This is a genomic window from Niallia sp. RD1, assembly GCF_024219955.1.
GTDB lineage: Bacteria > Bacillota > Bacilli > Bacillales > Cytobacillaceae > Niallia > Niallia alba.
The window spans coordinates 3,737,539-3,764,282 of record NZ_CP100420.1; the positions used below are offsets into that span (position 1 = coordinate 3,737,539).

Here is a 26,744-nt window from a genome sequence, read left to right on the forward strand (position 1 = left end):
ATATTTAAATAAAATGTTAAATGACTGTTATCTTTGCAATATAAAAGGGCTTTTGTATCTATACTCACCTACTATAGTTTGACAAAAAGCAATAATCATTGTATAGTTGATTACATAACTAATCAACCGTTCAACGTGTGAAGGAAGGAGAAATCCGTGAAAGCTGTTTTTGATGACTCAAAGCCTATTTTCCAGCAAATTTCAGATATGATTGCAAATGAAATTGTGGAAGGAGAGTTAGTGGAAGGTGATCAAATCCCTTCTACAACTGAAATTTCAAAGTTTTATCAAATTAATCGTGCTACTGTTCAAAAAGGACTTGCAGCATTGGTTGAGGCTGGATACGTATATAAGCAACGTGGCGTTGGCATGTTTGTTTCAAAAGGTGCCAAACAAAAGCTGCTTGAAAAGCGTAAAGAAGAGTTTTACAAGGAATATGTAAAACCGATGATGGAAGAAGCAAAGCGTATTGAAATAAAAAAAGTAGAATTACTTCAAGTAATTAAGGAGGATTATACAGATGATTAAACTTGAGAATGTCTCGTTTGCATATGGCAATATTCCCGCTCTAAAAAATGTAAATATTTCAGAAACGGAACCAATCATCATGGGACTTTGGGGTCGGAATGGATCTGGGAAGACGACGTTTATGAAGCTTTTATCGGGTATGGAAAATATTGATGCTGGTTCTATCAATGTGAATGGTATTACCCCATATAACAATAAGGAGGCAATGAACAATATAACGTATGTCCAAGAAAATCATCCCTTCTCCGTACTTTGGAATGTTGAGGATGCCTTACGTTATGGGGAATTGTTTAATAAAAACTGGGATATAGAGCTAGCTGAGCATCTAATTGCATTATTCGAACTTCCAAGGAAAAAGAAAATCAAGAATTTCTCTAAAGGGATGCAAACAATGTTACAAATTGTCTTGGGGCTCGCTAGTAAAGCTCCTGTAACCATTATGGATGAACCAACGAATGGGCTTGATGCATATATGAGAAAGCAGTTTTACGATGCACTCCTTAATACGTATGAGGAAGATCCTCGCTTCATTATTTTATCTACCCATCATATTGATGAGATTGAAGCAATGTGTGAAAAAATCGCGATTATTAACGAACAGACAATTGTGCGTTATGAAGAAACAGAAGAGTTGAAAATGCATGGTGTTCTATTATCCGGATCAGCAAAATCGATAGAGTCTTTAATAGAAGGACATACAATTTTAGAAAAAAGAAAACTTGGAAAACAAATCAATGTAATGATTGACGACATATTTACTGATGAGTGGAAATTAAGAGCTAAAGAAGCTGGTGTTACGGTGGAAAAAGCAAAATTGCAGGATTATTTAGTTAACTATACAACAAAGAAAGAGGTGCAAAAAGGATGAATACTTTTACTGGACCATTCCGATTAATGATGAGAGAAATGAGTCTAACATTTTATATAAATGCTGCCATTACTTTTGTGCTCTTCGCTTTTTATAATATTTTAGGGTTTATGGGTGTAGCAGATGCTGGAGTATTTATCTTGTTCGGACCTTTATTCATTGTCTTTCTCATCTATCCGTTTGCTAATTTTAGTGGCTACAAATATATTCTTTCATTAGGCGGAACTAGAAAACAGTTTGTTTTGGCTTTGTATCTTACAGCATTCATTTATAGTATTAGTAGTGTAGTAATCCTTAATTTATTTTATCTAATCACCAATAATATAAATAGTACGATTAATCTTTTGCATTTAGCAGAACTTACGAGTAGCTCCAATTGGCTTGTATATCTATGGGTAGATTTTTGTTGGATATTCTTTTTATTTAGTTTGGGAATGATTGTAAAAACGATTTGGTTTAATTATGGTACCGTATTAACACTTACTGTAGCTACGTTACTCCTAATTATCGGTACGATTATCGTTGTTTTTGGAGATATAAGCTGGTTATTAGAAGTCATTTTCATGAACCATCTCCAGTTTGTTACCAGCTTATTTGGGATATCCCTTGTTTTTCTTCTGTCCTCCTACTTATTAATGCAAAACGCACCTTTAGAAAAAAGTGATCGTTTGCTTTGGAGACAAAAGAAAGCATATTAATCCTTAAAATATAAGGAGCCAAACAAATACGAATTTGTTTGGCTCCTTTATATTCACGAATAGGTATGTTGAAGTTATGATAGAATGGACTATAATGACGAAAACGAACATATATTCTTTGTGGGTAAGGAGAGATATTGGTGAATACATACACTACTAGTGCATTAAATCAAATTGAAATAGCTTTAAACACGACAATAGAAATAATCGATGCTTTAGAAGAGACGGACTTACAAAAAAGACTATTTGTAAATAAACGTTCAATAGGTGAACTGTTAGAACATATCGCTGTTATTTGTAAAGCGGATTTTCTGATTTCTAACGGTGCAACACAAGAAGAAATGAATGACTATTATTCAAGTATTTCATTAAAAAGCAAAAAGGATGTAAAAGAGGCTATTGTAGATAATTATCAATTTCTAAAAGATAATTATATGAATCTGGCAGAAACGCAATTACACGAGCATAGTACTTCCTATTGGGGAACAACTTACACAAAATATGAGTGGCTGATAGAAATAGTAGCCCATGTATATCACCATAGAGCTCAATTACATACAATGCTTGTTCACGGATATGGAAAAGAGTTAAATATTTTATTATTTGAATAAAAAGACTCTTACATTTACTTATCTTTGATGGGAAAATTAGCGCTTTTTTTCTGTGAACTAATATTTGTTTTAATGGCTTAATAATTCATAGAATACTACCTTTGATTCAAAAATGAAAGAAACGGGTAGAAAACTGATAATTATAAAAAAATTAAAATGAAGAATTTTGTAGTAAAATGAATCATCTAAAGTGTACCACTCTTTAGTATGCGACATATAATTTATGAAAAAGGTGATTTATTATAAAACATTTTTGGAAGCCATTCACATTTTTTGTGACGATTAGCCTCTTTATTATATTTTTCCGTTATACAGATATCTTTCAGGCGATTCGTCAAGGGGAGATTGATTCAGTCACTTCTGTATTTAAAAATAATCTTTCTTATGCACTTATTGTAAGTTTATTCATTATGATTATTCAGAATAGCTTTACTGTTATTCCTTTAATTTTGGTGATTACCCTCAATTTTTACTCATTTGGCTTCTTTTATGGATTTCTATGGAGCTGGTTCTCTAGTGTAATAGCAGCGATGATTATTTTTTATGCCACTCGCTTTTGGTTCCAAGATTTTGTGATTAGCAAAGTTCAAAAACATCAAGAAATGTTGGATAAAATTGAACAAAAAGGGATGCGATATGTCGTATATGGCAGAATTTTTCCTTTTTTCCCGACAAGTATCTTAAATATCATTGCAGGTGTTAGCAACATTTCTATTCGTCCCTTCACAATTGGTACAGCAATAGGCAACTTCTTTTACTTTTTTGTACTTGCATTAATTCCATATGGCGTTTTCTCCACAGATATTAATCCACTAGCATTAATCATTATTGTTTTACTGATTACTGGAGTTTTTTATTATTTTAACAGCAAAAAGCCATCATTGATGGAAAGAGTAAAGGAAATAAAGCGAAGAGCGTAACAAAATTTCTCGAAAGGTAGGCTTCTACTTTTCGGGTTTTTTATTAGTATTTTATAAAAAGCAAGAACAAAAGGGGATTAAAAGTATAAACAGTAGGTAGATTTGGGAAATAGGAGAAAATGAACTTGCTATATTTCAAAAAAAATAGTTGTCAGATACAATAAAATAGGTGAAAAGTGGAGTGAGTGTTATAGTAAATAAAGACGTATTTTTTCTTGACAATAAGTAAAAAAGAAATTATAGTAAATATGAAATCGATACCATAGAAAGAGAGGAATGCTCTTTATGGCTACAATTAAAGATGTGGCAAAAAAGGCAGGACTATCTGTTTCAACTGTTTCTCGATATCTAAATAATCATCCTTATATTTCCGACGACAAACGTGAAAGAATCAAAAAAGCCATGGATGAGCTTAATTATACTCCAAGCTCTGTCGCCACACAGTTGCGATCTAAAAAAGGTACAATGATTGGAATTTTGGTATCTCGTATTACCAATCCATTTTTTTCATATTTAGTTGATTCAATTGAGAGGCAAGTGAAACTACATGGCTACAATGTTTTAATTATGCAAACATATGATGATAAAAATGCAGAAATCAGAATGTTGGAGATGCTAAAACAGCAAGTCATTGCCGGGTTAATCATGTGTTCAGTAGAAGGCGATCCTACTATCATTGAATCTTATCAGGAATTTGGACCAATAGTTTTGTGTAACGAACAAATTTCTAGTTCCACCATTCCACAAGTTTTTACCAATCAAGAAAAAGCCACCTACGATGCGACTAATTATTTGATCACAAAAGGTTACCGCAAAATTGCCTATTGTACAGGTGGTAGCTTAACTCGTGGAGGACATGGTAATGCTCGTACCAGTGGATTTGAAAAAGCATTAACTGAAAGTCAGTTACCAATGAAAATTGATTGGATATTTAAACAGGTGCATACAAATAAAGATGGTCAGCAAATCGCTAATAAAATCTTGGCACTACCAAAAGAAAATCGTCCAGATGCAATCTTTACTAGTAGTGATGAAGTTGCAAGTGGAATCCTCCAAATGATGATTAAGGCAGGGAAGAAGATTCCAGAAGATTTAGCAATCATGGGTTTTGACAATCAACCATTTACGGCATTGTTAACAGTACCATTGACAACGATCGCTCAACCAGTAGCGGCGTTGGGAAAAGAGTCGACTAATTTGTTAATTGCTCTTCTTGAGGATAGAAATTATCAAATTGATGATTCAGAATTAAATTTAGAGTTAATTATCCGAGAATCTGTGTAAGCAGGTTCTTTCATAGCACACATGTGGTATCGATACCATAAAAGGAGGAGTAAAGAAAATGGAAAATTATTTTCCAGAAAAAGCACCAAAGATACTAAAGGAAAAACCATTTTGGTGGAAAAAAGAGCGGAATTAAAATAATTTTAGATTTAGTTGTTAATCACACTTCTGATAAGCATGTATGGTTTCAATCAGCTCTTAATGATTCAAAAAGCAACTATCGCAATTATTATATCTTTAAAGAAGGAAATAATGGAAATCCCCCAAATAATTGGCGTTCTATCTTTGGCGGTAGTGTTTGGGAGAAAGTTCCGAATGAAGAAAATATGTATTACTTTCATACATTTGATAAAAAACAGCCGGATCTTAATTGGGAAAACCCAGTTCTTCGTCAAGAAATCTATGATATGGTCAACTGGTGGTTGGAAAAGGGTATTTCAGGCTTTCGAATTGATTCGATTACTTTCATTAAAAAGGATCAAGACTATACAGATGTAATTCCAGATGGTGCGGACGGATTAGCTAGTGTAAAACATAAAGGCCGTAATCGTCCTGGTATTAAAGACTTCTTGAGTGAATTAAATCGGGAGACTTTCCAAAAATATGAATGTGTTTCGGTTGGTGAAGCTCCAAGAGTTACGTATGAAGAATATGATCAATATATTGGTAATAACGGTTATTTCAATATGATATTTGATTTTCATTATGCTGATATAGATGTTGAAAGTGGAAGCGAATGGTTTAGAAGAACTAATTGGCAGATCAAGGAGCTTAAGAATCAAATTTTTAAAAGCCAAGAGGCAATCCAAAAAAACGGCTGGGGTGCCAACTTTCTGGAAAATCATGATCAACCACGCTCTATAACAAAATATATTAAAGATGAAAAATATCAAAATGAAATTGGGGCGAAGGCGTTAGGTACTTTGTTTTTCTTTCTTAGAGGAACGCCGTTTATTTACCAAGGACAAGAACTAGGAATGAAGAATTTTAAACGTGGAACAATCGCCGATTTTAATGATGTATCAAGCATTGATAATTATCAACGATCCATGTTAGAAGGCTATACTAGTCAAGAGGCATTAGAGTTTGTTAATCAGCGTTCACGAGATAATAGTAGAACTCCATTTCAGTGGAATTCTAGTGAAACAGCTGGCTTTAGCGAATCTACTGTTCCATGGTTAAAGTTGGTTGGGGATCACACTACAGTAAATGCTAGAGTACAATTGGAAAAAGAAGATTCAGTACTCTGTTATTATAAAAAAATGATTCAATTAAGAAATAAGTCTAAATATCGCGAAACGTTGATTTATGGAGAGTTTGTTCCTATGAATACGACAGATCACATTATTGCATATGAACGAATTGGCAGAGAGACGATTCAAGTAATAATTAATTTATCCAATCAAGCATCTCTCATCGAGGGCCTTAGTGGAGAGATTCTATTAAATAACTATTCAGAGATAACTTATGAGAAAAATGGCTTAACATTACAACCATATCAAGCACTTGTGCTAAGAAAGGAAGAAAACAATGGCTAAAAAAACAAACTACCAAGATATTGCGAAAAAAATTGTTGCAGTAGTCGGAGAAGATAATATCGTCTCCGCTACACACTGTGCTACCCGTCTTCGCTTACAAGTCAAAGATCGTAATGTCATTGATGATTCACAAGTTGAAGAAGTAGATCAGGTAAAGGGTGTGTTTTATAATGCAGGGCAATATCAAATAATTTTGGGAACAGGAATTGTTAATAAAGTTTATGCCGAAATGCAATCGCTTTATTCTTATAAAGAAAATTCAAAAGATGAAATGATGAAAGATGGTTCTTCTAGGCTGCAACGTGCTGTTCGTAATATTGCAGATATTTTTGTTCCCATTATCCCGATTTTAGGAGCAACTGGTCTTTTCCTAGGATTAAAGGGCGTGCTCTTTAATGAAGCTGTATTAAATGCCATGGGGTTATCATTTTGGTTTCAGTTTTCATTGCTTTGTTTATTTTAGGTCCATTAGTTCATGGTTTTGAATCACAGGCAGTCAAAGTAATTGAGCTGTTTTTACATTTACCATTAGGAATTGGCGGATTAATCATCGGATTCCTTTATCCGATTGCTGTCATGACAGGGATGCACCATATGTTTATTATGATTGAAACTTCTTTAATTGCTTCAACTGGGTTTAATCCTTTGATTACTGTTTGTGCTATGTATGGTTTTGCCAATGCTGCTGTTTGTTTAGCCATTGCCTTGCGAACCAAAAATTCCGCGGTTAAGACGGCTGGAATATCGGCGACTGTAACACAGTTGTTAGGTGTTAGTGAACCAGCATTATTTGGAGTTGTCATGCGGACAGGTATGAAAGCGATTGGTGTAATGCTTGCAAGCTCAGCAATTGGTGGGATGGTACTATCGTTTTTAGATATCCAAGCAAACAGCTACGGGTTAGCGGTGCTTTTATCCCCGTTAATGTATATTTATAGTCCTTATCAGGTAACTACTTATTTATTAGTTGGAATTGGAACCGTTATCTTAGCGTTTGTTTTGACAAATCTAATAGTTTTCAAGAAAGAATCAACTATACCACAGGAAAAACTTTGATTATGAAACATGTAAAATCAATCATGTTCAAGATTTGACTCTGTTAGATGAGGGATTTGACCTATATGCAACACAAGCATTTAATGCACCAGACGGACGTTGTCTCAGCATTGGTTGGATTGGTCTACCGGAAATGGAATATCCTACTTTTAAGGATGGGTGGGCTCATTGTCTAAGCTTAGTAAAGGAATTAAAGTTGATTAACGGTGAGCTTTATCAATATCCGGTAAACGAAATGAAAAAGTTACGAAATGATGAACAGAAAGTTGTCATTAATGACAAAATGATTACTTTAGAAGAAACGAAAAATTCTTATGAGTTGCAAATTAGGGTGCCAAGTAACAGTAAAGGACATATAGAACTTTTCGGAAATAAAGATCGAGATCATTTTCTATGTTTAGAATATGATACTGTAAACGGAAAACTCAAATTAGATCGCTCTCGTACGTTCAATCCTATTAATCTTAACTATGGAGAGGAAAGAAGCACGGATCTAAAGAAAAACGAAGAATTATTATTATCGATTTTTGTTGATCAATCGGTTTGCGAAATCTTTATTAACAATGGGCAAAAGGTAATGACCACTACTTATTATCCCGAACAAGGTCAAAATAATGTTTATGTAGAAGGGGATATGGAGTGCTTAATAACATATTTTCCTTTTAGCAAAACAAACTGAAAAAAATGAAGGTTGTCCGTGTATTTTAATTGAATGGAAGAGCTAACAAAATTTCCCGAAAGGTAGAATATCTACTTTTCGGTTTTTTAATTGTAAAAATTATGAAACTATTTTGGGAAAGGTTCGTATATAAATTATCAACTACATAGGATAAGGGAGGAGCAAAACATGGTTGGAATTATTATTTTACTATTTTTAGCAATTATAGTGGCATCTGTTTTCAGTGCCTCATCCAAAGGAAAGACAAATAACATAAGCAATCATCATAATAATCATTATTATCCACCATTTACAGGCGGATCAACAGAAAGCTCAAATGCATCTTTCTTTGATGGAGGAAATGATTGTGGTGGTTCCTCTTTTGATAGTGGAGGAGATTGTGGAGGCGGTGGAGAATAGAAAAAATATCTATTGAATTTTCTATTTATAATGAAAAATCGAAACTTTTCTACAATATCAATCGTCCAATAGTAAAAGAGTAAGGAAAGGTGGCAAAATTGTTCGTATGTTTATGATGGTAACAATGATAGGATTTATTTTCGTCTTTATATGGTTACTAATGGATACGATGTATTTTTCAAAACCACCAAAACCTGAGGTATCATGGAAGAATAACAGAATTCCAACAACAATTGGCTCGAATTGCTGGCAAGGTTCATTAAAAGGATCCTGTGTCGATTACGTCTATGCATCTCCTTGGGATATGGGGTTAAGGAATGGCTCTGTGACAGTGGAACCGAATTCAACGATTACAATTGATTTTAATAAGAAACCATTAGACGGCTCATTACAAGTTGCTGAAGTATTTGAAGATGGAGAAGAGGAATTTATTGAGATAGACAGAAATACAATGACTGTACCAGCCCAAAAAGGAACATATGTCTATATGATTTATGCAAAATGGGATCAAGGCAACCCCAATTACACATTTTCCATAAAAGTCGAATAGGTTGTCTAAGACCCGCAAAGATGGGGACTAGACAGCCTATTTTACTGTGATATTACTACATACATAATATTTTTGACAAACTACAAGGAAGGGAATGGAATGAAAAAAATCCAATATTGAATTTATTGATAGCATTAATTTTTTTGTTATTATTGGTAGTTTCTATGAAACTATTTGACAATTATTTAGCTGCACTTATTATTTTTTTGGAACTTTGTAAGGAAAAGAAGCGTTCATAAGCAGAATGAAAACCATTTTCTCAGCGAAAGTAAGGAAAAAAAGCGTTCATAAGCAGAATGAAAACCATTTTCTCAGCGAAAGTAAGGAAAAGAAGCGTTCATAAGCAGAATGAAAACCATTTATTCAGCGAAAGCAAGGAAAAGAAGCGTTCATAAGCAGGATGAAAACCATTTTTCAGCGAAAGTAAGGAAAAGAAGCGTTCATAAGCAGGATGAAAACCATTTTCTCAGCGGAAGCAAGGAAAAAAGGCGTTCATAAGCAGAATGAAAACCATTTTTTCAGCGGAAGCAAGAAAAAAGGTGTTCATAAGTGAGATGAATGCAAAAAATTGGAGAAAAGAAAGGAAAAGGTCACCATTTCTCTCTATCTATCAAAAACTTAAGAAAAAATTAAGGCAACTCTCGCATAATGTAATTAGATTACAGATAGGAGAGATGAAAGTGAAGAAAATACAAAATTGGATAGCTATCCTTGCGATGTTATTTTTATTAACTCAATCAACAATAGGAGTTGTAGCTTATGTAAATAAAGATGAACCTTCCCAAAGGATGGGAATGATGGGACAACCACCTAATGCGGCTACTGCTTCGACAAATACAGATACCAATACAGACGCAAATAGCAATACAACAGAAAATGATAATTTTTCAGCCGATACTCAAAATGACATGATGCCGTTTAATGGGATGGAGGAAAGAGGCGGTGCACCGATGGATAATAATGATAATACAGCAAGTTTAATAGGTTATATTGCAGGAATTGTTATTTCTCTGGGTGGTTTAGTCGTAACATTTCTTAATTGGAGAAAAAATAAACAAATCGATATCGCAGAATAATTTAGATTGGCAGCATGAGACTATCTATAGTCTCATGCTGCCTTTTTTCATTTGGTCAATAATATGGGTAATTTCCGTAAGTAGAATAGGCTGGATTATTTCCATATGGATACGAGTAAGGAGAGAAAGGTTGACCATAATTCCATAGCTGTTGATATTGTCCAGGCGTATGGTGAAAAGGAGTTATCACAAGTGGGTTACCTGCAGTAAATCCAGTTGGTGTTATAGCACCAAGGGGGATTGCCCCAACTCCCACCGCACCATGACCGATTACTGGAGCTGCACCGGCAAAACCACCAACGCCAACCGGTCCAACATGGCCACCATAAGCTCTATTTGTAGGATTCATTTTTATTCACCTCCTTCCTTACTATATGTAATTGGAAATGATTGGCGCTTGTCTATCTTAGATAAAAATAAAAAAGTATTGGATTCTTCCGAAAAGTGTGTGTATAATAAGAAAAAAATATAGGGAATCGTAGAAAAAGAGAGTAGCTGTTTGCAAAGCGATAGCGAATTAGGGACGGTGGAAGCCTAATGTAGAGCAAGCAGTGAAGCGCACTTTGGAGATATCATGCTGAACACAAGTAGGGATGATCGGTGACAGGCCGTTAACTGATTTAAGTGGTTATGAAAATAACAATTAGAGTGGTACCGCGGGAATTCAAGCTCTCGCCTCTTCGTATAGAAGAGGTGGGAGCTTTTTTTATTGGATTTTATTTCAACTGATGGCAAAGGAGAATATAAATGAACATCAAACAAGAAATAGCAAACGTTTTAGAAACACAATTTAATCTGGAACTAACGAGAGAAACAATAGAACAATTATTAGAAAAACCAAAATTTGCTCATTTAGGAGATCTTGCTTTTCCGTGCTTCACCCTTGCGAAAAATATGCGCAAAGCACCACCACTCATTGCAAAAGAACTTTCTATAAAAATTGAATCGCCACTGGTTGACCATGTCGAAGTAGCAGGCGGTTATGTCAATATATTTTTAAATCAGCAATTGGTTGCTACTAAAGTAATCCATGAGATTTATGATCAGAAGGAGCATTATGGAGATTCTCCGAACGATAAAGGGATAATGACGATTGATCTGTCTTCCCCTAATATTGCAAAACCATTTTCAATGGGGCATTTACGTTCTACAGTTATCGGAAATGCACTTGGTCTTATTGCTGAAAAAAGTGGTTATACACCAATCCGTATTAATCATCTTGGGGATTGGGGAACACAGTTCGGTAAGCTAATAGTTGCTTATCGTCTCTGGGGGAACGAAGAAGAAGTACAAAAAAATCCAATTAAAGAATTATTAAAGCTATATGTCCTGTTTCATGAAAAAGCAGAAGAAGATCCTTCCTTAAATGAGGAAGGAAGAAAGTGGTTTAACTATCTGGAGCAAGGAAATGAAAAAGCACTCCAATTATGGGAATGGTTTCGTAAGGAATCCTTAAAAGAATTTAATAAAATTTATGCTTTATTAGGTATTACATTTGACTCCAGTGATGGAGAGGCATTTTTTAACGACAAGATGGATGCAGTCGTTGACTTATTAAAGGAAAAGGAGCTTTTAGTAGATTCGGAAGGAGCACAAGTTGTGGAACTGGAGGGCTTTCCTCCTTGTTTAATCAAAAAGAGTGATGGAGCAACCCTTTATGCAACGAGGGATTTAGCAGCAGCTATTTATCGTCAGGAAAACTATCATTTTGTCAAAAGTTTATATGTAGTTGGCAATGAACAAACCCTACATTTTAAGCAATTATTTCAAGTATTAGAGAAGATGGGATATGACTGGGCAAAAGGAATGGCTCATATTCCATTTGGGATGATGTTAAAAGACGGAAAGAAAATGTCAACGAGAAAAGGAAAAGTTGTTTTACTGGAAGAAGTTCTGCAAGCAGCAATTAAATTGGCAGAGCAAAACATCGAAGAAAAAAATCCATCACTAGAAAAGAAGCAAGAGGTAGCAAAACAAGTTGGAACAGGAGCGATTATTTTTCACGATTTAAAACATTATCGTTTAACGGACATTGAATTTTCTTTAGAAGATATGCTTAAATTTGAAGGGGAAACAGGTCCGTATATTCAATATACACATGCAAGAGCTTGTTCTTTATTACGGAAAGGGCAGTTTTCCTTTCCGGCAAATATAGAGGGATTACAGTGGGATCATGTAAGTTTTTCCATTATAAAATTATTAATGGATTTTCCAATTAGCGTGGAAAAAGCGATCGAACAGTATGATCCTTCGGAAATCGCTAAGTATGTCATCGACTTAGCTAGAGCATTTAATAAGTACTATGCACATGTGCAAATTCTAGAGGAGGATAACGAAAAACAAGCTAGACTAACTCTCGTCTATGCTGTAACACTAGTATTAAAAGAAGGGTTGCGATTGCTTGGTATTGCTGCTCCAAAAGCCATGTAACCGTCTGAAAAAATAAAGGAATTTCTTGAATAAAGAAGAATAATTTTGGCTACAATAGGGAACAGCTCAAACATTTGTCATAAAATGTTCACAGAATAGACATGATTTAAGCGGTTTTTTCTTTGAACGAAGTTCGCCTATTTGATATGATGAAGGAGGTTAACACATTAATGATGGTGTTAACCTCTCTTTTTGCAAAATACAGAGATAAGGAAAGGAGATTTGAAATGATACATAAAAAGAAATTTTTATCCGGATTAGTAGCATTAGCAGCTGTATTCTTTATTGCGTTGCCTGTAAGTGCCCATGTTACTGTAAATCCATCCCAATCAACAACAGAGGCGTGGGAAACCTATCAAGTTAGAATTCCGGTTGAGAAAGATGTTGATACAACGAAGGTGACCATTAAAATTCCGGAAAATGTGGAATACAAAATGTATGAACCAGTCGCTGGCTGGAAGACGACTACAACAACAGATGATAATGATAAAGTGGTAACGATAACATGGGAGGCAGAATCCGAAGAAACGGCAATCAAAGCTGGTCAATATCGGGAATTCACCTTTAGAGCACAAAATCCAAAAGAGGCTGGCGATATAGCATGGGATGCTTTCCAATACTATGCAGATGGAAGCATCGTGGAGTGGACTGGAGACAGTGATTCTGAACTTCCTCATTCTATTACAAGCATTGCTAAATCAAATGTATCGGTTGATAGTCATGGACACAGTCATGGAACAGATGAAGCAACGGATGATGACACAACAGATGATCATCATGCTACAGATGAAGATACAGAACATTCACATGAAGGTACAAACGTAAATACAATTTTATCAATCATCGCAATTGTTTTATCGGTTGTTGCAATTGTATTGACTTTTATTAGAAAAAAATAAGGCATTGACTAAAGTTCATTTTCTTAAGAAATGATTATATTTCTAGGGAATGGACTTTTTTTATTTTGGAACAGAAAGAAATATTTTCTCAAAAAGAACTCGTTCTGAGTGAATATGCTTATATGATTTTCAAGTAGATAACCATGCTACATGGGATTAGAAAGAAGATTGGCAGAGAAGGATAATTGGCATTAATTGTCGAAATAATGGATTACTGTTATTGGAATTAAGTGGTACTACTTTGTTGGTGTTTAATGTAAGTAAAAAGAAATGTTGTAGGGGGAAATTCTTGCTGCACAAGATTGCTATTTTTGTTCACATTGATATTATCCATTTCTTCAGAAGATAGGGAGACTATATTGGAAGAAAAAAGGAATAAAGGGTTAATATATTCCTTCAAACATCCTGACACGGATCAAGAATTTAACATTGTCCATGCTTATAAACTTTATGATAACTATGAGAGTAAGTTAGAGGAAGAATCCACTATTCCAGCAGTTCAAGCTTTTGAAGAGGAAGTGATCGAACCAATTTTCGATGCATGTTATCAAGATGCTGAATACTTTGAAAGAAGCGGGAAAACATATTCAATTGAACCTCCAGAGGATTTGGAACAAGTTAAAGGTATCATTAATACAATTGACGAGGAAAAGACAAATAGTGCTATAAAAGAAGCATTAATAGAATCGGCTAATTATATTTCATCAAAAAAAACGACAAATGTATGTATTTTTCCAACTCCATTTGATCCTGATTTACCGCAAATGATAACGGAAGGGACAGGGAAAATAAGTGTTCTTTACACTATATTTTTTGATGAAGAATTTTTGAAGGTTGGTATAGCTCACGAATACCATCATAGTGTATGGACAGAAAGGTATTTTAATAACGATAGTGCGGATACTATATTGGATATTTTAATCTTAGAAGGAAAAGCAGTAATGTTTGAAAACATTGTTTACCCTGGTAATTCTTATGGCGATCTAAACTATCCCTTCCACAAAGAATATTGGGAGCTAGTGGAACCAGAATTAAATTTATATGACGCTTATCGAGCATATGAAATAATTTATGGTGGGGATGATCTTCCAGAAAATTATGGATATAGCGTGGGATATAACTTAGTAAAATCTTATTTGGATACACACCCAAGTCTTACTCCTAAAGAATGGACAGAGCTAACTGGAGATGTTATTTATGAGGATGGAAATTATATCGAGCTTTATTAGTAAATAAGACAGTTGGGTTTAGACAAATCAATGGGTGTTAGGTTATAAAAAATGAAATGTAGTATGCTATTGGCGAAGTCTAATAAATGTTTAAAGAAAGGAAATTAAGTTATAATTTAAAACAACAAAATTTAGATAGCTGTCCTATACAATATGAGGTAAAGAAGTGTGGAAACGATGGAGTGGAAACCTGATCGAAAATTAAAAAAAGCAATATATAAGCAACTAGCAGAGTACATCGAAAATGGCATTGCAGATGGAGCCTTTCCTTTAGATAAGCCACTGCCTTCAGAGAGGAACCTTGCTAAATTGCTAGATTTAAATAGAAGCACAGTAGTTGCAGCATATGATGAGTTAGAGTCAAATGGACTAATTGAGCGAAAACGGGGTAGCGGAACAACGATAAGCAAGGATATATGGGGAATAACCAAAAAGCGTGTGCCCAGTTGGAATCGCTATATTGAAGCTGGATCCTTTCTGCCTAATGTACCTGTTATGCAGCGGATACGAAAAGAGATGGTTGAACATAAGTTGATCAATTTAGCTAGTGGGGAGCTCTCAGAAGATCTCTTTCCCTTAAAATCTTTACGGGAAATTATTTCTGACCGAAGCTATATTGGCTCATTAGGATATGATCATCCTTTAGGTAATGAGGCGTTAAGAATTACCATTACAAATCATATGCAACGATATCGAGGTTTGCATACAAACCCGACTTCTATATTAATTACGTCTGGAGCCCAACAAGCTTTGCATTTGGTCATTCAATGTTTGTTGAAACCTGGTGATGCTGTAGCGATTGAGGATCCTTCTTATCATTATAGTCTCCCATTATTTGAATCGGCAGGAGTTAAACCTTATTTTTTGACAGCAGATGAAAACGGAATAAAACCAGGTGATATAATCTCCTTACATAAAAAACACCGAATTAGAATGATATTTCTCAACCCAGCTTTTCAGAATCCAACTGGCGTTTCTCTTAGTCAAAAAAGAAGAGCGGAAATTTTAGAAATTTCTTCAAAATATGGTATACCAGTTGTAGAGGATGATCCATATAGTTTAACGTCTTTTACCGGAAAACCGGTATTGCCGTTGAAATCATTGGATCAAAATGGCAATGTTTTATACATTAGCTCCCTCTCAAAAATTGTCGCTTCAGGCCTTCGAATTGGATGGATTATTGGACCAAAACCAGTTATCGAAAGATTATCCGATGCAAAGCAACAAATTGATTTTGGACATTCCAGTTACTCCCAATGGGTAGCGAACGACTTCTTAGAATCGCCTTATTTTGCATCCCATCTAAATAATTTAGTAAAGCATCTGGAAAGTAGAAGAAATCAAATCATCGCGAGCTTAGATACCTATTTAAAAGATGAAGTGGAATTTTTCATTCCGAATGGCGGGATTCATTTATGGTGCAAAATAAAGAAAGAAGTTAACGAAAATCGTTTATTGGAGGAGTCATTGAAAAAAGGGGTTATTTATGCACCTGGATCTACAATGGGTTCGAACCATAATTTTGTTCGGTTTACATATGCTAAAGAAAAGGAAAGTAATATTGATGAGGGGATAAGAAGATTTGCCGAAGCCTTGCAAATCAGTCGAGAATATGAATAAAAAGTAGCTTCTTAATAATACCGAAAAGATGCAGGTAGTGTATAAAAACTTGCATCTTTTTTTTAGTATAATAATTAGAAATGGATGGTCAATTTATATATAAATTGGACGGTCTATATTTATAAAAAATTTAGTACTATTAATATTGTAGAAAACATCAATAGAATAAATAATGGAGTGAATTTTAATGACTTGGATTTCTATCATAGCATTAGTCCTATTTTGTATAATAAAAATTTTAATGACGTGCTTACCAACTGGAGTGGTAGATTGGCTTTTGGATAAATATAGGCTGCATTTGAGGCTTAATAACTTGGATACGGAAATAATCTACAATGATATGAAGGTAGATGGGGCGAATAAAGACGCTATAATAAAAATATTTAACGAAGCGATCGTCAGAGAAAAATATAGCTTATATCCTGGAAGTGAAGAAACATACCTGAACTCAAAAAATGCTGAGTATTCCCTTATTATTCACACAAAAAAAGGAAATAAGAACATAAAATTATTTTTAAATAGTTATCAAGATCATGTAGATATTGTGAAAAGGTATAAAAATAAAATAGTAGCTTATAGCATATATCCTCTTCATTTAGATATATTAAATCACTAGTGTTGCATTAATTTATTTTCATTATTAAAAATACTCAAAATGTTCCATTTTATTATTTTGTGCAAAGAAAAAGTCCTTTATAATGGATAAGTCAGGTGGTAACCCGTCCAAATCCACTAAAAAAGGACCAACTCATGGACAATATTACACGAAAAACTTCATTTGGACAATGGTTTTCACCAATAAATCTTCAACTTTTTGAAGAAACCGTGAAAACGTTGAAATTAGATTACTATACGAAAAAACTAAAAACAGACTCATTTCTAAAATTACTCCTTTTTGCACAGCTACAAGAAGTCGAAAGTTTGCATGAGCTAAGCGATTGTCTTTTCGACGACCAACTACAAAAAGGCATTGATCTTGATTCAATCAGTATTTCTCAGCTCTCACGCCGATTAAACGGTATAAATCCAGATTTATTTCAAAGGCTTTTCCTTGATTTAGTCGCACAAATTCATGCAAAAACACATTATACAAAGCTTATTATGCCGTTAAAAATCATTGATTCAAGCACATTGCCACTTAATTTGACCAATCATAAATGGGCAAAGTTCCGCAAAACAAAAGCGGGTGTCAAGTTGCATTTGAGACTTGTGTTTATGGAAAAAGGGAGTTCCTATCCTGAAAAGGCTGTTTTAACAACGGCAAAAGAACATGATCGTGGTCAGCTTGAAATCATGGTTGATGATAAAGAATGCATGTATGTGTTTGACCGTGGCTACCTAGATTACGAGCGCTTTGACCGAATGACAGATGATGGTTACTTTTTTCTTTCAAGGCTACGGAAAAACGCAGTCATACGGGAAGTTTATAATTTTAAACTACCCGAGAATTCAGCTGTTTTGTCAGATCAAATGGTGTTGATTGGTACGACTCAAAACCGTGCTGAAAATTACTTTCGTCTTCTAAAAGTGATGGATTCAAAAGGAAATGAACTGCATTTAATTACCAATCGTTTTGATTTGAGTGCCGAAGAAATTTCAGAGATGTACAAATCACGGTGGGCAATTGAGTTGTTCTTTAAATGGATCAAACAGCATCTCAGCATCAAAAAGTTCTACGGTCAAAGTGAATGGGCGATTCAAAACCAAGTGTTTATCGCACTGATTGTTTTTTGCCTACATGTTCTCGTACAACTTGAAACAAGAAGTAAGCGAAAAACCTTACAAATTAGCCGTTATTTAAGGGCTGCATTGTGGAAACCAGCCCATATCTGGCTTCGAAAGATTGAAGGGAAAGCCATCCCTTAATAAGCAAATTGTTGTTGTCGCACAAGTCTAATTGTAAAAAAAACCCAAATGGATGGAGCCACCTTTGAATAGGTATTTACCTTTTTGGCTCTAAACAAGGAGGATAATCAGACTGAAAATTGCGACAATATTTATGCAACACTAGTGATATTAAATAAACAATAAATTTAAAAAATAAAATAACTTACCATTTTTGCTACCAGTTTGGTAGTTTTTTTATTTATAAGGAAAAGCATAATTTAACTGCACGGAATTAACAGGAGATTTGGAAATATATGTCGAATATTTAACTATCAATTATTTTGGAGTGTTGCATGAAATGGAATTTATCATTGATAGTGAATGCTTTAATAGAGCAATAGCAGATGTGAATAAAGTAGTATCTCAGAAAACACCTTTTCCTATTCTAACAGGTATTAAAATTACTACTAATAAGGACTGTGTAATTCTTATCGGAAGTAACTCAGAAATTATTATCGAAAAAGTAATTCCTTTGGAGATTGATGGAGTCAATGTGTTAGAAGTTAAGGAAATTGGCAGTGTCGTATTATCGGCCAAATATTTGAGTGAATTGGTTAAAAAGTTATCGGATAAAATCCATATAACAGTGAACGAAAAGCAAATAGCTACCTTGAAATCGGAGGAGATTACTACTACGCTTAACGGTTTTCACTCAGCAGATTATCCGAGGCTTCCACAAATGGATGAAACGAGGCACATTAAAATACAAAGCGAAGAATTGACAGAAATCATTCAACAGACAGTTTTTGCCGTATCAAAAAGTGAAGCACGACCAGTTTTAACTGGAGTTAATATGTCTTTTAAAGAAAACAAACTTACATGTGTTGCCACAAATTCTCATCGCCTAGCATTAAGAGAACTTACCATTGATTCAAATGTAAGTGGTTCATTCATCGTTCCAAGTAAAAGCCTTAATGAGCTGAGTAAGTTAATACATAATAAAACTGAATTTATTCATATATTTGTTACAGACAACTATATAGTATTTAAATCCAATACAACTTCGCTTTATTCCCGATTAATAGAAGGAAACTATCCAAACGTCTCAGGATTATTCCCTAAAAATGCAAGGACAATTATAACAGTTAACACAAAACAGCTATTAAAAGGAGTAGATCGTGCTTGTCTTTTTGCAAGTGAATGGAAGAATAACAACGTATATTTGGAAATAAAAGAGGCTGCGAAAATAAAAATTACTTCAAACTTATCTGAGATAGGGAAAATAGAGGAAATGCAAAATATAAAGGAGATTAATGGAGAGATAGATTTAACTATCTCTTTAGACGGAAGCTTTCTGATGGATGCTTTAAAAGTAATAAAGGAAGAAGAAATAAGAATAAGTTTTGGTGGTTCAATGAGACCGGTCTTAATGGAACCTGTTGGAAATAATATGTATCTTCATCTTATTTCTCCAGTGCGGGCATATTGATGTTGTATTATGAATTTTCTGAAACCCTTTTGTGATTTCCGTAGGTATGGAAAAGGCGAGGAGAATTTTATGCGAAAACTTGGTTTATTTGTTATTCTACTAGTTTTCCTTCTATTAATCTCTTGTGAATATACAGAGACGATAAAAGAAGACAAGGAGTCAGATGATATCTAAAATTAATCTATCCTGATATTGATGGAACCGTTGTATATTTCAATTTTAACAAAGATTTATGGAAGCAAATAGAGCCAGACTTACGGAAAATAGATTATAGTAGAACCTCTCAAATTCTAAATGGTGGCAAACAATTTCCATCTAGTTATGGTTACAGTGAAGGATATAATATGTTGAAATCTTATTTGTATTTACATCCAGACCTAACACCTAAAGAATGGACGGGACTTAGTGGAAAAGAGATATATGAAGAAGGAAACTATATAGAGCATTATCAGTAATTGCTCACTCTTGGAAGAGCAAATATACAAATCTATAAAACTGGATTGAAGAGAGTTAAAAGAATGAATCAATAATTAAATTAGAAGGCGGTAGCTTTAAATGATTCTAGAAGCTGTGATGTTACAAGTTAAGGAAGGCATGGAAGCAAAATATGAAGACGCATTTCGCAATGCATCCAAAATTATTTCTTCTATGAATGGGTATATCTCTCATGAACTACAGCGATGTATGGAAGTAAAGGGGAAATATATACTTCTTGTTCAATGGGAAAGATTAGAAGACCATACAGTTGGCTTTAGACAATCGAATGAGTATCAAGAATGGAAAAGGCAGCTACATCATTTTTACGATCCTTTCCCAATAGTTGAACATTTTGAAAGAGTGAAGCTTTAGTTATTTTTAAAACTTAGCCCAACTGGTTAGGGTAACATAGAAAATAAGAAAAGTAATTTGGCATTCTAATAGGAGAAAAAATCATGAAAAAAGAATTTATTGCCTATCATATTGTCACAAATAAAAAGATGGAGCTTGGACAGGTCATTACCTTTGATAAGGACCAAAAAAATACTTTATACCGCTTCTTTTTTGAAAAAGAGCTAGTAAATCAACAAAACGAAGATTGTATGCAAATTTTAAATGATCATTATACAGACGAAGGATTAAACTTGGGTAAAGAGGATGCCAATGTACTTGTTCAGTATGCAGGACATACAATGAGAGCGATTAGAGAAGTAATAGCCGAAATGGTGAGACTGCAAGAATTTCCTACCTATCCTTCTAGGTTATCTTGTTTATATGCTGCAAGAAGCTATGAAGAGGTTTTAAAATGGAAAGCAATATTTGCTTCCTATAATCGTAAAGTATTACAGATTGTTAAGCTTCGCGTTATTGGGGATTATTTTGAGGGAGATGGGGAGCTATTACCAACACTAGAGGCTGTTCCTTTCCATAGAAAAATAGAACAAGCTCGGGAATATTGGAAGGGGAATGAAAAAAATGAGCTTCCTGAACTTTTGATAAATGGGAAAATGGAAGTTACAGAGATTATTGATGATTATACAAAAGGATAAATTTCGGTGACAGTGGAACGTGAAAATTTGATAGAAGAGCTTTGGTGAAACCTATTTGTTCGACAAACGTATTAATTATAATATAAAGAAATTAGTAAAAACAGCTTTATGTATGCACCCTACGATGCAGGATAATTCAACAAAAAGGAGTGACAATCAATGTTTAAATCTGAAACGGTAAACAGCATAGTTTCACTGATTGGTATTTGGATCATCGTAATTTTTGTCTTGTTTAATGATAACACAATCGGAAACAGTTTAATTTTTTGGAGCATAGTGGTTGTATTCACTGTTTATGATTTATATAGAATCGTAATTTCTAGGCGGAAAAATAGTAAAGACTAAAGCAAATCCAATAGTATCCGCTATTTTTGGAAAGAGGGAAATGAAACGAAAGGGAGAAGTGTGTTGGAATTCTTCTAAAATAATGAAATATATCTATTTAGTTGATAATTAGCAACCTGTTTTAATAAAAGCTCGTTAATTAATATTAAGAGGGATTACAAAATGCACAAAGAGAAAGATACACCTGAAATAAGAAGAGAAAAAATGAGACAAGAAGAAATGAAACATCCATCCAGTAGTATTCATGGGATTAATCTTGCTGATTTAGTAGGCGGGTTAGGATGGAAAGGGACTGGAATACTTATTCTTGTAATAATAGTAGGATTTATTTTATATGGTGTTTTCTTTCAATAACGAGTGTATGTTTTAAGATGGAGTTTGGTGTACTAAAGGGACTTATTGCTATTTTTCAGATTACAGTTTAAGGGGGAGAAACAACAATTGATTAAATTAGTATTAATGAATTCCGCTGAATATCAAACATATATTTCTTCAGCGATTAAAACATATGCGGAAGAAAAAGTGTTATCTGGAAATTGGAAGCAGGAAGAGTCCATAAGGAAAGCGGAAGAGGAATATATAAGGCTTTTGCCAAATGGAGAGAAGACTGAACGGAATTTCTTATATACTGTTAGAAAGAATGACGAGGCAGTTGGAGTTATTTGGCTTGCACAAAAGTCTGAAAAACTAGGATTTATTTACGATATTTATATTTTAGAACAATACCAAGGAAAGGGCTATGCTAAGGAAGCAATGAAGGAAATAGAAAGTGTCGGGCAGAAACTAGGATTGAAAAAAATAGGCCTTCACGTTTTTGGTCATAATAAAGTGGCCAGAGGATTGTATGAGAAATTAGGTTATGAGATTACAAATGTTTTGATGGAAAAGGAAATTTAATTATATGTGTTATTCAAATATAATCATTTCATTGACGCCAATATCAGATGGCTGTTCAATAGCACCCCGGTAAAATTCACTTAATCCTGCTCTCATTACTTGGTCTGTTGATCAAGTAGTTATTTTTAAATCTTTTGGTGTAGCTATAGCTATAGTAGAGATGGTAGGCAGAAATGTGATTCACGAATGAATTCTCTGAATCTATACAAGTCGTGGCGGAACAAGTAGGGATCTTGTTGGCTAGAAATTTTTAAGTTGTTTGATGACTAGGGATTAACTTGCTAATACAGGAGCTACCCTGTAAAAAAGATAGCTCTTATTACTTTTCTAATATAGGATTTAAAAATCTAGTTTGAATACCTCTTAAAAATACCTCAGCCGCGGCAGAAAAAACCTGCTGTTTCTTCCAAACAATGTTTAAACCAGATTCTAGTTGCGGCTCTAACGGTCGAAAACAGAGGTTACTCTCATTAGATGTATTCACTATTTTATCAAGGGTAATGGCATAACCAATGCCTTCATCCACCATAATAGCGGCATTATAAGCCAGATTATATGTTGTTACAACATTTAACTTATCAAAATCCTCCCCAAACCAATCAGCAAATACATTTTTTGAATAGGTTTGTTTGATTGCTTGTCTGGAACAGATTAAAGGGACATTGAATAAATCAGCTGCTTGGATAGTCCTTTTAACAGTAAGAGGACTGTCTTTTCTTAAAATAACTCCCCATACATCTTTGGTAGGGATATTAATATAATTGTATTTTGATAAATCAGCTGGCTCGATTAAAAGGCCAAAGTCGAGAAGTCCTCGATCAAGGCGGTCAGATACATCTTCTTCGTTACCGCTATAAAGATGATAACGTATATTCGAATACTGTAACTGTATATCTTTAACTACTTCCGCAATCTGCCTCATAGCATCTGTTTCTCCACTACCTATATAGACATCTCCACTAATTGTTTCTTCCATGGAAGTAAATTCTGCCTCAAGTTTCTCCACCATATGGACAATTTCTTCCACTCTTTTACGCAAAAGCCTACCTTCTTCTGTAAGTATAATATTATGACTACTTCTTATAAAAAGTTTTTTCCCTAATTCGAGTTCGAGATCCTTTATTTGTCTGGACAAGGTTGGCTGGGTAACATGTAGAAGATCAGCAGCCCTCGTAATACTTCCTTCTCTTGCGACATGAAGAAAATAACGCAATACTCTTAATTCCATTTTTACACCGTCCTTTACTATTTAGTATATATATCCTTGTTATGCCTTTCAAGCATTACAGGATATGAGATATAAGCATTGGTTATATGTTAAAAATATCTCTAAAATAATTAACAAAAGGAGAGAAAGGATGAAAGTAATATGCCTACGATTTAGGATAAAGTGGTGGGAATTATGAGGGATTATAAAATGATTAATAATCCTGAACGAAGTAAATGGTTAGAAAATCTTCAACAAACAGTTGGCCTGCGATCTAACGATATTGCAGCAGCAGTGGCATATACAATTAGCACACCTGAAACAGTGCCGCTACTATCCACCCAACGGACTAATTTCGACCAATAAATTTGCTTGATTTATGCTAGTTTTTACTAACAGTGGTTATTATAGAGGAGGTGTTCTATTGGTTAAACAAAATAAATTACTCATATTTATACACTAGTGTTGCGTTAATTTAATTTAACTATTAAAAATACTTGAAATGTTCAATTTTATCATTTTATGCAAAGAAAAAGTCCTTTATAATGGATAAGTTAGGTGGTAACCCGTCCAAATCCACTAAAAAGGACTATCGCATGGACAAGATTACACGAAAAACTTCATTTGGACAATGGTTTTCACCAATAAATCTTCAATTATTTGAAGAAAACGTGAAAACGTTGAAATTAGATTTCTATACGAAAAAACTAACGACAGAGTCATTTCTAAAATTATTACTTTTTGCGCAGCTAGAAGAAGTCGAAAGTCTGCATGCGCTGAGCGATTGTCTTTTCGATGATCAACTGCAAAAGGGCATTGATCTTGATTCTATCAGTATTTCCCAACTCTCACGCCGTTTAAATGGCATGAATCCAGACTTATTCCAAAAGCTTTTCCTTGATTTAGTTTCACAAATTCATGCCAAAACGCACAACACGAAACTTGTGATGCCATTAAAAATCATTGATTCAAGCACATTGCCTCTCAATTTGACTAATCATAAATGGGCAAAATTCCGCAAAACAAAAGCGGGTGTTAAATTGCACTTACGCCTTGTGTTTATGGAAAAAGGTATATCCTATCCCGAAAAGGCCATTATGACAACGGCCAAAGAACATGACCGCGGTCAGCTTGAAGTAATGGTTGATGACAAGGAATGTATGTATGTGTTTGACCGTGGTTACTTAGACTACGAACGCTTTGATCGGATGACAGATGACGGCTACTTTTTCCTTTCTAGGCTGCGAAAAAACGCAGTCATACGGGAGGTTTACGATTTTAAACTACCCGAGAATACATCTGTTTTGTCGGATCAAATGGTGTTGATTGGTACGACGCAAAACCGTGCCGAAAATTACTTTCGTCTTCTAAAAGTGATTGATTCAAAAGGAAATGAGCTTCATTTAATCACAAATCGTTTTGATTTAAGTGCTGAAGAAATCTCAAAGATGTATAAATCACGCTGGGCGATTGAGTTATTTTTCAAATGGATTAAACAACATCTCCATATCAAAAAGTTTTACGGCCAAAGCGAATGGGCAATTCAGAATCAAGTGTTTATCGCACTTATTGTTTTTTGCCTGCATGTTCTCGCACAAATCGAGACAAAAAGTAAACGAAAAACCCTACAAATTAGCCGATATTTACGGGCAGCTTTGTGGAAACCAGCACATATTTGGCTTCGAAAGATTGAAGGAAAAACCATTCCTTAATAAACAAATTGTCGTCGTCTCTTAAGTCTAATTGTAAAAAAATTTCCAAATGGATGGATCCACCTTTAGTTGGGTATTTACTTTTTTGGCTCTTAACAGGGGACATATTTAAACTGAATATTCTAACAACATTTATGCAACACTAGTGATATTTATATTAACTTTTGGTGTTTTCGGAATCATTAATACAGAAATGGGTGTTATAGGAATATTGCCATCTCTTGCTGAACATTTCGATGTTAGTATATCAAAAGCAGGATGGTTGGTTAGTCTTTTCGCACTTGTTATCGCAGTGTCTGGTCCGACTATGCCAATACTGTTTTCAAGTATTGATCGTAAAAAGGTTATGTTGCTCGTACTTGGTGTTTTTGTTTTAGGGAGTATTGTTTCTATATTTACAACAAATTTTACGGTAGCATTAATTGCTCGTATCATACCAGCTTTTTTTCACCCCATTTACTGTTCGTTGGCTTTCTCTGTAGCTGCGGATTCCGTTAGTAAAGAAGAAGCACCGAAAGCTGTTTCGAAAGTATTTGTAGGAGTATCGGCAGGAATGGTTGTTGGGGTGCCAATCGCAAGTTTTATTGCTAGCGCAGTTTCCTTACAAATGGCACTTGCATTCTTTTCTCTTGTAAATGCCATAGCTTTTCTTGCTACATGGATATATGTACCTTCCATGCCTGTAAAAGAAAAGCTTTCTTATGGCACACAAATATCCGTTTTAAAAAAATTGATTACGTGGCAGTCCATTGTTGCTGTTATTTTCCTCAATTCCGCTGTATTCGGGGTTTATAGTTATCTTGCTGAGTATTTAAAGACTGTAACAAATATGTCTTCTAACGTTATTACTATAACCTTAATGGTTTTCGGTGGTGCTAACATAATTGGAAATATCGTTGCAGGTAAGCTACTTACTAAAAATGCTCAAAAAACGATTATAAGTTTTCCAATTGCCTTAGGAGCAATCTATCTTCTTATATTTCTATTTGGACATTTCTCGATATCAATGGCCGTCATCACTTTAATTTGGGGAATTTTAGCTGGAGTAGGTGGAAACATCAATCAATATTGGATTATGTCAGCAGCACCCGAATCTCCAGATTTTGCGAACGGATTATTTATTTCATCATGTAACGTCGGGACAACGATTGGAACTGCTTTAGGTGGAATGTTCATAGCTGGTTTAGGTACACAATACGTTGTGTTAGTAGGAGGAATATCGTTGGTACTGAGTGCCATGTTTATTATGATAAGAATTTCGATGTACCGAACGAATGCGGATCAATTAGCTAGATAAAAATATTAATATTTACAATTCACTTAAAATATTAATAGATTAGCAAGATGGGAAAACTT

At 34.4% G+C, this 26,744-nt stretch carries 31 protein-coding genes and 1 other annotated feature; of the genes, 29 read left to right on the forward strand and 2 right to left on the reverse strand.

The annotated features are described in order from the left end of the window. Window positions 1-156 precede the first annotated feature (156 nt). From NKG37_RS17735 to NKG37_RS17800, 14 genes are all read left to right on the forward strand, one after another. Window positions 157-528, forward strand: a complete 372-nt coding sequence (locus tag NKG37_RS17735) for a GntR family transcriptional regulator (RefSeq protein ID WP_016205280.1) — start codon at window positions 157-159, stop codon at window positions 526-528. Further along, complete coding sequence (locus NKG37_RS17740) at window positions 521-1,396, forward strand: ATP-binding cassette domain-containing protein (RefSeq protein WP_254415022.1); 876 nt, start codon at window positions 521-523, stop codon at window positions 1,394-1,396. The genes NKG37_RS17735 and NKG37_RS17740 overlap by 8 nt, the downstream gene beginning before the upstream one ends. After that, window positions 1,393-2,094, forward strand: a complete 702-nt coding sequence (locus tag NKG37_RS17745) for a hypothetical protein (protein ID WP_016205283.1) — start codon at window positions 1,393-1,395, stop codon at window positions 2,092-2,094. Before NKG37_RS17740 ends, NKG37_RS17745 begins: the two co-directional genes overlap by 4 nt. 140 nt (window positions 2,095-2,234) lie before the next feature. Further along, window positions 2,235-2,705: a DinB family protein gene (locus NKG37_RS17750; RefSeq protein WP_016205284.1), complete on the forward strand. Its 471-nt coding sequence runs from the start codon at window positions 2,235-2,237 to the stop codon at window positions 2,703-2,705. Window positions 2,706-2,980: 275 nt separating this feature from the next. Beyond that, window positions 2,981-3,625 (forward strand): TVP38/TMEM64 family protein, encoded by a 645-nt coding sequence (locus tag NKG37_RS17755; protein ID WP_254415023.1) that lies wholly within the window; start codon window positions 2,981-2,983, stop codon window positions 3,623-3,625. Between the two features lie 285 nt (window positions 3,626-3,910). Further along, a complete protein-coding gene (locus tag NKG37_RS17760; RefSeq protein ID WP_254415024.1) occupies window positions 3,911-4,909 on the forward strand; it encodes a LacI family DNA-binding transcriptional regulator in 999 nt (332 codons plus the stop codon). Window positions 4,910-5,049: 140 nt separating this feature from the next. Then, on the forward strand, window positions 5,050-6,447 hold the full coding sequence (locus tag NKG37_RS17765; RefSeq protein ID WP_254416417.1) for an alpha-amylase family glycosyl hydrolase: 1,398 nt from the start codon (window positions 5,050-5,052) through the stop codon (window positions 6,445-6,447). After that, a complete protein-coding gene (locus tag NKG37_RS17770) occupies window positions 6,440-6,910 on the forward strand; it encodes a glucose PTS transporter subunit EIIB (protein ID WP_254415025.1) in 471 nt (156 codons plus the stop codon). The genes NKG37_RS17765 and NKG37_RS17770 overlap by 8 nt, the downstream gene beginning before the upstream one ends. Beyond that, window positions 6,877-7,503, forward strand: a complete 627-nt coding sequence (locus tag NKG37_RS17775) for a PTS sugar transporter subunit IIC (protein ID WP_198013241.1) — start codon at window positions 6,877-6,879, stop codon at window positions 7,501-7,503. Before NKG37_RS17770 ends, NKG37_RS17775 begins: the two co-directional genes overlap by 34 nt. A gap of 16 nt (window positions 7,504-7,519) precedes the next feature. Beyond that, window positions 7,520-8,182 carry a GH32 C-terminal domain-containing protein gene (locus NKG37_RS17780; RefSeq protein WP_254416418.1) on the forward strand — a complete coding sequence of 221 codons (663 nt, stop codon included), beginning with the start codon at window positions 7,520-7,522 and terminating at the stop codon, window positions 8,180-8,182. 168 nt (window positions 8,183-8,350) lie between these two features. Next, entirely contained in the window at window positions 8,351-8,581 is a 231-nt protein-coding gene (locus NKG37_RS17785; protein ID WP_254415026.1) for a hypothetical protein, read from the forward strand. Between the two features lie 106 nt (window positions 8,582-8,687). Then, on the forward strand, window positions 8,688-9,131 hold the full coding sequence (locus NKG37_RS17790; RefSeq protein WP_016205291.1) for a hypothetical protein: 444 nt from the start codon (window positions 8,688-8,690) through the stop codon (window positions 9,129-9,131). A gap of 348 nt (window positions 9,132-9,479) precedes the next feature. Continuing rightward, window positions 9,480-9,629, forward strand: a complete 150-nt coding sequence (locus tag NKG37_RS17795) for a hypothetical protein (protein ID WP_254415027.1) — start codon at window positions 9,480-9,482, stop codon at window positions 9,627-9,629. Window positions 9,630-9,811: 182 nt separating this feature from the next. Beyond that, the gene (locus NKG37_RS17800) at window positions 9,812-10,207 is read left to right on the forward strand and encodes a hypothetical protein (RefSeq protein WP_016205292.1); all 396 of its coding nucleotides are present in this window, start codon (window positions 9,812-9,814) and stop codon (window positions 10,205-10,207) included. A 55-nt stretch (window positions 10,208-10,262) separates the two neighbouring features. On the opposite strand, the gene NKG37_RS17805 is transcribed toward NKG37_RS17800, so the two are convergent. Next, window positions 10,263-10,556 carry a hypothetical protein gene (locus tag NKG37_RS17805; protein ID WP_016205293.1) on the reverse strand — a complete coding sequence of 98 codons (294 nt, stop codon included), beginning with the start codon at window positions 10,554-10,556 and terminating at the stop codon, window positions 10,263-10,265. A 121-nt stretch (window positions 10,557-10,677) separates the two neighbouring features. Continuing rightward, window positions 10,678-10,890, forward strand: a binding site (T-box leader). Between the two features lie 64 nt (window positions 10,891-10,954). Here NKG37_RS17805 and argS point away from each other — a divergent pair. The 12 genes from argS (at window position 10,955) to NKG37_RS17865 (ending at window position 22,469) form a co-directional block, all read left to right on the forward strand. Beyond that, a complete protein-coding gene (argS, locus tag NKG37_RS17810) occupies window positions 10,955-12,637 on the forward strand; it encodes an arginine--tRNA ligase (RefSeq protein ID WP_254415028.1) in 1,683 nt (560 codons plus the stop codon). 146 nt (window positions 12,638-12,783) lie between these two features. Next, window positions 12,784-13,536 carry a YcnI family copper-binding membrane protein gene (locus NKG37_RS17815; RefSeq protein ID WP_254415029.1) on the forward strand — a complete coding sequence of 251 codons (753 nt, stop codon included), beginning with the start codon at window positions 12,784-12,786 and terminating at the stop codon, window positions 13,534-13,536. 359 nt (window positions 13,537-13,895) lie between these two features. Further along, complete coding sequence (locus NKG37_RS17820; RefSeq protein WP_254415030.1) at window positions 13,896-14,765, forward strand: DUF2268 domain-containing putative Zn-dependent protease; 870 nt, start codon at window positions 13,896-13,898, stop codon at window positions 14,763-14,765. Between the two features lie 177 nt (window positions 14,766-14,942). Next, window positions 14,943-16,385, forward strand: coding sequence for a MocR-like pyridoxine biosynthesis transcription factor PdxR (locus NKG37_RS17825; protein WP_254416419.1), 1,443 nt, complete (start codon window positions 14,943-14,945; stop codon window positions 16,383-16,385). Window positions 16,386-16,572: 187 nt separating this feature from the next. Beyond that, entirely contained in the window at window positions 16,573-17,001 is a 429-nt protein-coding gene (locus tag NKG37_RS17830) for a YfmQ family protein (RefSeq protein WP_254415031.1), read from the forward strand. Between the two features lie 134 nt (window positions 17,002-17,135). Next, window positions 17,136-18,251 (forward strand): IS4 family transposase, encoded by a 1,116-nt coding sequence (locus tag NKG37_RS17835; protein ID WP_254415032.1) that lies wholly within the window; start codon window positions 17,136-17,138, stop codon window positions 18,249-18,251. Between the two features lie 319 nt (window positions 18,252-18,570). Further along, the gene (gene dnaN / locus NKG37_RS17840; protein ID WP_254415033.1) at window positions 18,571-19,701 is read left to right on the forward strand and encodes a DNA polymerase III subunit beta; all 1,131 of its coding nucleotides are present in this window, start codon (window positions 18,571-18,573) and stop codon (window positions 19,699-19,701) included. 287 nt (window positions 19,702-19,988) lie between these two features. Next, window positions 19,989-20,156: a DUF2268 domain-containing putative Zn-dependent protease gene (locus NKG37_RS17845; RefSeq protein WP_254416420.1), complete on the forward strand. Its 168-nt coding sequence runs from the start codon at window positions 19,989-19,991 to the stop codon at window positions 20,154-20,156. Window positions 20,157-20,256: 100 nt separating this feature from the next. After that, entirely contained in the window at window positions 20,257-20,550 is a 294-nt protein-coding gene (locus NKG37_RS17850) for an antibiotic biosynthesis monooxygenase family protein (RefSeq protein ID WP_016205300.1), read from the forward strand. An 80-nt stretch (window positions 20,551-20,630) separates the two neighbouring features. Continuing rightward, the gene (locus NKG37_RS17855; protein WP_254416421.1) at window positions 20,631-21,227 is read left to right on the forward strand and encodes a DUF2441 domain-containing protein; all 597 of its coding nucleotides are present in this window, start codon (window positions 20,631-20,633) and stop codon (window positions 21,225-21,227) included. Between the two features lie 507 nt (window positions 21,228-21,734). Beyond that, complete coding sequence (locus NKG37_RS17860) at window positions 21,735-21,926, forward strand: DUF6366 family protein (protein ID WP_254415034.1); 192 nt, start codon at window positions 21,735-21,737, stop codon at window positions 21,924-21,926. A 105-nt stretch (window positions 21,927-22,031) separates the two neighbouring features. Next, window positions 22,032-22,469 (forward strand): GNAT family N-acetyltransferase, encoded by a 438-nt coding sequence (locus NKG37_RS17865; RefSeq protein ID WP_156827897.1) that lies wholly within the window; start codon window positions 22,032-22,034, stop codon window positions 22,467-22,469. A 319-nt stretch (window positions 22,470-22,788) separates the two neighbouring features. Here NKG37_RS17865 and NKG37_RS17870 read toward each other — a convergent pair whose 3' ends face one another. Further along, the gene (locus tag NKG37_RS17870) at window positions 22,789-23,697 is read right to left on the reverse strand and encodes a LysR family transcriptional regulator (RefSeq protein ID WP_254415035.1); all 909 of its coding nucleotides are present in this window, start codon (window positions 23,695-23,697) and stop codon (window positions 22,789-22,791) included. A 174-nt stretch (window positions 23,698-23,871) separates the two neighbouring features. Here NKG37_RS17870 and NKG37_RS17875 point away from each other — a divergent pair, with 174 nt between their 5' ends. The 3 genes from NKG37_RS17875 (at window position 23,872) to NKG37_RS17885 (ending at window position 26,685) form a co-directional block, all read left to right on the forward strand. Then, window positions 23,872-24,042, forward strand: coding sequence for a hypothetical protein (locus tag NKG37_RS17875; protein ID WP_254415036.1), 171 nt, complete (start codon window positions 23,872-23,874; stop codon window positions 24,040-24,042). Window positions 24,043-24,272: 230 nt separating this feature from the next. Continuing rightward, complete coding sequence (locus NKG37_RS17880; protein ID WP_100525938.1) at window positions 24,273-25,388, forward strand: IS4 family transposase; 1,116 nt, start codon at window positions 24,273-24,275, stop codon at window positions 25,386-25,388. A gap of 130 nt (window positions 25,389-25,518) precedes the next feature. Continuing rightward, complete coding sequence (locus tag NKG37_RS17885; RefSeq protein ID WP_367976437.1) at window positions 25,519-26,685, forward strand: MFS transporter; 1,167 nt, start codon at window positions 25,519-25,521, stop codon at window positions 26,683-26,685. Window positions 26,686-26,744: the final 59 nt, after the last annotated feature.